A 6,086-nucleotide genomic window follows, 5' to 3' on the forward strand; every position below is an offset into this window, starting at 1 on the left:
TATAATGGCCTCATAAATTAAGACACTGAAAGCGACATTTCTTAATGAATCTGATATACTATAATCACCAAAAGAAAGAAGGTACTTATTATGTCCAGATCAAGAAGAAATTTCAGTGCTGAATTTAAAACCAATCTTGTCCTCCAACTGCTTAAGGGCGAGAAAGAACTCAATGTTCTTGCTGTTGAAAACGATATTCAACCAAATCTCCTTCGTAACTGGAAGAAAGAATTCCTTGCTAATGCTTCTCTTGCTTTCGATAATAAGCGAGAAGACAATCTCCGGGAAAAACTTGCCGAAGAACGCAAGGAAAAAGCTGAATACGCTAAAAAGGTCGGTCAACTTACCATGCAGGTTGACTGGCTCAAAAAAAAATCTGAAGAAATTGTCGGACCTGACTACGAGAGTAAATTTAGTCCGAAACCTTTTGACGACTAAGGAGCTGTCGGTTTCTACAGGAGCCAAACTACTCGGAATCAACCGCACCAGCGTATATTATAGTGGCACCCCGGTTTCAGAGGAAGATTTGGAATGCAAAGCGATCATTGACCATCTGCATACTGATAATCCTACTTGGGGAGCCCGTCAGATGTCTGCGCAGCTTAAGCTGCGCGGATACCAGGTTGGTCGCCGTAAAGTAGGAAGATATATGCGCGAAATGGACATTACACCGATTTATCCCAAAATAAATCTGTCTAAGCGCATGAAACAGGCAAAAGTCTGTCCATATCTGCTTCGTAATGCAGTCATAGACCGCCCAAATCAGGCATGGTCGATTGACATTACATATATTCCAATGAAGCATGGATTTCTTTATCTGACAGCCATTATCGACTGGTACAGTCGTTGTATCGTTGGTTGGGATGTTGACGATACTCTGGACACCACCATGGTCATCAATGCATGCAACAAAGCATTTAAAATAGCCAAGCCGTTAATCATCAACTCGGATCAGGGCAGCCAGTTTACCAGTGATAAATATATTGCTTTCATTCGTGATAACGGTATTCGCCAGAGCATGGATGGTAAAAGCCGCTGGGCAGATAATATCATGATTGAGCGCTGGTTCCGAAGCTTCAAGTATGAGGAAGCATATCTCACGGAGTATGCTAATCTCAAGGAAGCAAGAGAAACCATCGGAAGATATATCTACAATTATAACTTTGAGCGATGCCATCAGGCAATCGATAATAAGCGTCCTGCAGAGATGTACTATCCGGCAATGCTTTTGGATGAAGCCAGAGCAGCCGCATAATATAAAAAGTCCGGGAGACGCTACATTGCATTCTCTCATGTAACCCGTCAACATATCAGTTCATTATAAAAATATTAAATTTTTGTCTTGACAACTGAGCCATTATATTGGGAGGCGAATCAGGAATAATTACAAAGTATCCGTTTTATGTTCTTAATGATGGTTGCAGTGTTCATCAGGATTCCTGGAAGGTAACATGGACGGATACCTATGTAAAAGTCGTTATTAGTGGTGAAGAACAGAATGATGACCAATATATTTTATATTTTGATGGGAAAGAGGATTTTAAACAACGGGAAATGAAGCGAGGTACATCGGAAGAATAATTTCAATAGCCGTATCAAGAATCAGAACCGGAATATGTGTATATGAATTATTATAATTTATTTGAGAAGCCAAATAAGATTGTAAAAAGGCAAAAGAATATATTAACCAATCGGTATGAAGTATATTGATATAATATATTTAGGCGTCAAGAAAAGTATATTGTATCTTGACATTTAAATCTTACAGGTGTAATATAAAATATGTATATTTTTAGTCTTAATTCTTACAAACGTAAGAATAGCAAGAAGGGAGTAAAAGATGTTTCAGAATAAACATATAGCACAATGGGCTTTATATATGACGATATGTATATTTGTTTTGACTGCCTGCAAAAACGAAAAAGTGATTCAAGATAAACGAAAGGATACTAAAACATCAGAAAGCACGGCTTTACCTTGTGAGCAGAGTTATATTGATTGGAATAATAGTGTTGCCAGGAAAAATGAGAAATTGTACTTTGCAATAGAGATTAAAGATTTTATAGATGCTTACAACTATTGCTATTACCAAGATTATGGAAAGAAATATATTCAGTCGCTTGTAACATGGTATTCATATAAACAAGATTTTGGAAGGCTGAAAGCAGATATGTGTTATGAATATACGGAAAATAAGAAAATACTGACACTACCCACTGTTGCTGTGTACACTATAAAACATACAAAAAACATAGAAGCTATTACTGTTAATTTTGATGATCATAGTTATACAGAAAAAATGTATAAGAAATATGAGAAGTTATGCTTTTATTGTTTGAAAATGCTTTTTCCGAATATGGAGAAGAATAAGATAACAAGTTTGTATAAAAAATTAAATAAAAAGGCATATGATCATATATTTCAGACAGAAAAAGGATTTCATAGCTATAATCTACCAAGCGATTTGTATTATAGAGATGGAGTAGGAATTTATCCTTATTTCGCATACGGCGAAAGTGTTCGTATGTGTATTATTCCTGTAGATCAAAAGTTAATCCGGTCATACAGGAAAAAAGGTGTTAGGTTGCATAGATTGGATGAAAGAAAAATGAAAGGAAAATGAGTAATTATGAAATATAGACATAATAGAAAAAGAAGAATGATCCGTGTTGGCTTTTTGGTGCTAAGTATAATATTTATAGCTGGTGTAGTCCTGTTTACTGTAAAAGGGATAACTAAGAAAGAGGTTGTCAAAAGTCCTGAACAGGTTTTGAAGTCATATATGAATTGCATTTGTCAGAAAAACTATAGCAAAATGTATGAAATGATAACAAATGAGAGTAAAGAAACCATTGAAAAAGAGGACTTTGTGAAGCGCAATTCTGCTATTTATGAGGGGATTGAAGCAAAAAACATCAATATAAAAATAATAGATTATGAAGAAGAAAGTTTAACAGTTAAATATAATACAGCTTTTGACACAGTAGCCGGAAAAGTGGATTTTAAAAACGAAGTTGCTTTTTTAGAACAAGATGATCAGTACAAAATGGTATGGAGTAATTCAGTAATCTATCCAGGGCTTACAGAGGATGACAAAGTGCGTGTGTCCGTAATACAGGCGCAGAGAGGTCAAATTCTGGATAGGAATGGAAGAATGCTTGCGGGAAAGGGTGTTGCTTCATCTGTTGGAATTATACCTGGAAAGTTAGAAAATAGGAAAAAATCCATTGTCAGAATTGCGAAATTGTTGGGAATAAAACCAGAAGATATAGAAAAGGAATTAACGGCAAAATGGGTAAAAGAAGATTCATTTGTCCCGATTAAAAAAATTGCAAAAGTAAAAGAACTTGATTTACTCGCACTGGATCCGGATGAAACAATTGTTGAGGAACAAAAACGACAGGAAAAATTATTAAAAATATCTGGTGTAATGATTTCGGATGTAGAAGTCAGAGAATACCCATTAAAGGATGAGGCTGCACATTTAGTGGGGTATGTACAAAATGTAACTGCAGAAGATTTAGAAAAGCATGCAGGAGAAGGATATACAAATGCCAGTGTCATTGGAAAAACGGGGTTAGAGGGGGTATATGAAAAGGAATTGAAGGGGGAAAATGGATGCAAAATATATATTGCTGATTCAGAAGGAAAAGAGAAAGAGCAGCTGGCATATAAAATAGTGAAAGATGGAAAAGACATTAAATTAACGATAGATGCGGATTTACAGGCGCAATTATATAAAAATTTTAAAAGTGACAAAAGTTGTTCCATTGCTATGAATCCATTTACTGGGGAAGTGCTGGCAATGGTTAGTACACCTTCCTATGATACGAATGCATTTATAATGGGAATGAGTAAAAAGCAATGGGATAGATTAAATAAAGATAAGAAACAACCATTGTATAACCGTTTTAGACAAGTATGGTGTCCGGGATCCACATTCAAGCCTGTTATTGCGGCGATTGGTTTACAGTCTGAAGCTTTTACCGGAACAGATAATTTTGGAAATGAAGGACATAGCTGGCAAAAAGATAAAACATGGGGGACATATCATGTTACGACACTTCATACATATAGCCCCGTTATACTGAAAAATGCATTGATATATTCAGATAACATATATTTTGCCAAAGCAGCACTTAAAATCGGAACAGAAGAGATGGAGAGGTCATTATCTATGTTGGGGTTTCATTCATCTATTCCATTTGAAATAATGATGGCGGAGTCAAAGTTCTCCAATAATAAGCATATTCAAAGTGAGGTAGGGTTAGCGGATACGGGATATGGTCAGGGACAGGTACTTGTCAATCCACTTCATTTGGCTTGTATTTACACAAGTTTTTGCAATGACGGAAATGTGTTGAAACCGTATTTATTGTATAAAGAAAATGCCAAAGCAGAGCAGTGGATTTCAGAAGCCTTTTCCAAATCCGTATCCCAAGAAGTGTTAGAGGGTATAAAAAGTGTAGTAAATGATTCACACGGGACGGGATATGCCATACATCGTAAAGATATGATTTTAGCAGGGAAAACAGGAACTGCTGAAATTAAAGAGTCGCAGAGTGATACGACAGGAACTGAATTAGGGTGGTTTGCTGTTATGACACCAGATAAGAAAAACAAAAAACCTATTCTTATTGTCAGTATGGTTGAAGATGTAAAGGGAATAGGAGGAAGTGGTTATGTGGTAAAAAAAGATAAGGCTGTTTTGGATAAATGGTTTGGTAAAAATTGAAAACAGGAAGGAGTGTGCAGAATTATGAGAAAATTTTTATATTTAATCCTTTTTGTAATGACTCTTTGTGTTTTTTGCTGTTCGTGCAGTCAAAAGACAAATGATGTGAAAAAGACATCAAGTCAGCATGAGAAAAAGCTAAAAAGTGTCCCAAATAATAATACAAAAGAAGATGTTATATCGGAAGAAGATCTGGAAAAAGGATATGACTTGCCGGTATCCGCTCAAGAGAATGAAGAGGCTACAAGAGATTCTATGCAGATAATGTCGGGACTTGAACATATATATAGAAATGCGGATAAAGGAGATTCGTTAAATGTTGTTTTAGATAACAAATCGATATGTAAAATGATTAAAAAGATAAAACAACGGGGTTATTCTGTTACAGTTTCTGAAGATTATTCTAATATGGAGAATTATAAAAGATTTTCTTCATTTCTTGCAAAAGCACAGAAGAAACAGAAAGGGTCGGGTGTTATTTATGAAGTTCATTCCGAGGGCAGCATTGGAAGAGAAAAATTTATTTATGACGGAAAGGAGATGTTTCTATTGGCTTCAAATGCATCGTGGGATGATAATGGTAAGCCAATTATTACATTTGTTTCCTACACAAGGATAAAGAAATGGAGATATTCGAGAAAAGGATGGTTTTGCTATGAATTGTGTGTGCCGGAATATCCTGAAGTGACGGAAATGGTAGATGGAAGCTGTCTGATCAGGATTAAGCCAATGAGTGATAATAAGCGGAAATTATCAAGAAAATGCGTTCGTGGTTTAGCGTATCAGGGCAATAATATTTTATGTTCTAATTGGGATCAAGAACATATGCAAAAGATAGATTATAATGGTTTATATGAATATTTATATGCTATGAAATATAAAAAGAAATTTAATGGAAAAAAATATCCAAGTGGAATACCCAAAGATCAATTTGAGCAATTGATCATGGAATATTTACCTGTTTCCAGAGAAGATATTGAAAAGTATGCAAGTTATAATGAAAAGAAAAAGACATATGATTGGATGCGATTGGGATGTTTTAATTATGCTCCTAATTTTTTTGGAACTTCTATCCCGGAAGTAACAAAGATTAAACATAATTCCAATGGAACAGTTACTCTTACCGTGGATGCGGTTTGCGAAATGGTGTTATGTAATGAGGCGGTCATTACTCATGAGCTAACTGTAAAATTTAATAAAGATGGTAGTTTCCGTTATTTGGGAAATAAGATCTTAAATGGTGGTATCAAGAAAATACCAGAGTATCAATATAGAATATTGAAGGAGAAATCGAAAAGATAAAAACCTGAATCCGTGAACCTTGTTTCAAAATGAAAAGGCACACAGGAAA

General features: G+C 35.2%; 6 protein-coding genes. All 6 read left to right on the forward strand.

What is annotated here, in order from left to right; genetic code table 11:
• Positions 1 to 90 precede the first annotated feature (90 nt).
• Positions 91 to 438, forward strand: coding sequence for a transposase (locus DXB73_RS15025; protein WP_243104188.1), 348 nt, complete (start codon positions 91 to 93; stop codon positions 436 to 438).
• A complete protein-coding gene (locus DXB73_RS14175) occupies positions 356 to 1,255 on the forward strand; it encodes an IS3 family transposase (RefSeq protein WP_243104714.1) in 900 nt (299 codons plus the stop codon). Before DXB73_RS15025 ends, DXB73_RS14175 begins: the two co-directional genes overlap by 83 nt.
• Before the next feature lie 107 nt (positions 1,256 to 1,362).
• Positions 1,363 to 1,581: a hypothetical protein gene (locus DXB73_RS14180; RefSeq protein ID WP_118691559.1), complete on the forward strand. Its 219-nt coding sequence runs from the start codon at positions 1,363 to 1,365 to the stop codon at positions 1,579 to 1,581.
• Positions 1,582 to 1,840: 259 nt separating this feature from the next.
• Positions 1,841 to 2,623: a hypothetical protein gene (locus DXB73_RS14185; protein WP_118691560.1), complete on the forward strand. Its 783-nt coding sequence runs from the start codon at positions 1,841 to 1,843 to the stop codon at positions 2,621 to 2,623.
• A 6-nt stretch (positions 2,624 to 2,629) separates the two neighbouring features.
• Positions 2,630 to 4,735, forward strand: coding sequence for a penicillin-binding transpeptidase domain-containing protein (locus DXB73_RS14190; RefSeq protein WP_118691561.1), 2,106 nt, complete (start codon positions 2,630 to 2,632; stop codon positions 4,733 to 4,735).
• A gap of 24 nt (positions 4,736 to 4,759) precedes the next feature.
• Positions 4,760 to 6,037, forward strand: a complete 1,278-nt coding sequence (locus DXB73_RS14195) for a DUF6070 family protein (RefSeq protein ID WP_118691562.1) — start codon at positions 4,760 to 4,762, stop codon at positions 6,035 to 6,037.
• Positions 6,038 to 6,086 lie beyond the last annotated feature (49 nt).

The organism is Clostridium sp. OM05-6BH, from assembly GCF_003481635.1.
In the GTDB taxonomy this organism is placed as follows: domain Bacteria; phylum Bacillota; class Clostridia; order Lachnospirales; family Lachnospiraceae; genus Butyribacter.

Bases quoted from the DNA above. Each gene is read 5' to 3' on its own strand.
- DXB73_RS14190 (WP_118691561.1), top strand. From the start codon at position 2,630: ATGAAATATAGACATAATAGAAAAAGAAGAATGATCCGTGTTGGCTTT.
- DXB73_RS15025 (WP_243104188.1), top strand. From the start codon at position 91: ATGTCCAGATCAAGAAGAAATTTCAGTGCTGAATTTAAAACCAATCTT.
- DXB73_RS14195 (WP_118691562.1), top strand. From the start codon at position 4,760: ATGAGAAAATTTTTATATTTAATCCTTTTTGTAATGACTCTTTGTGTT.
- DXB73_RS14185 (WP_118691560.1), top strand. From the start codon at position 1,841: ATGTTTCAGAATAAACATATAGCACAATGGGCTTTATATATGACGATA.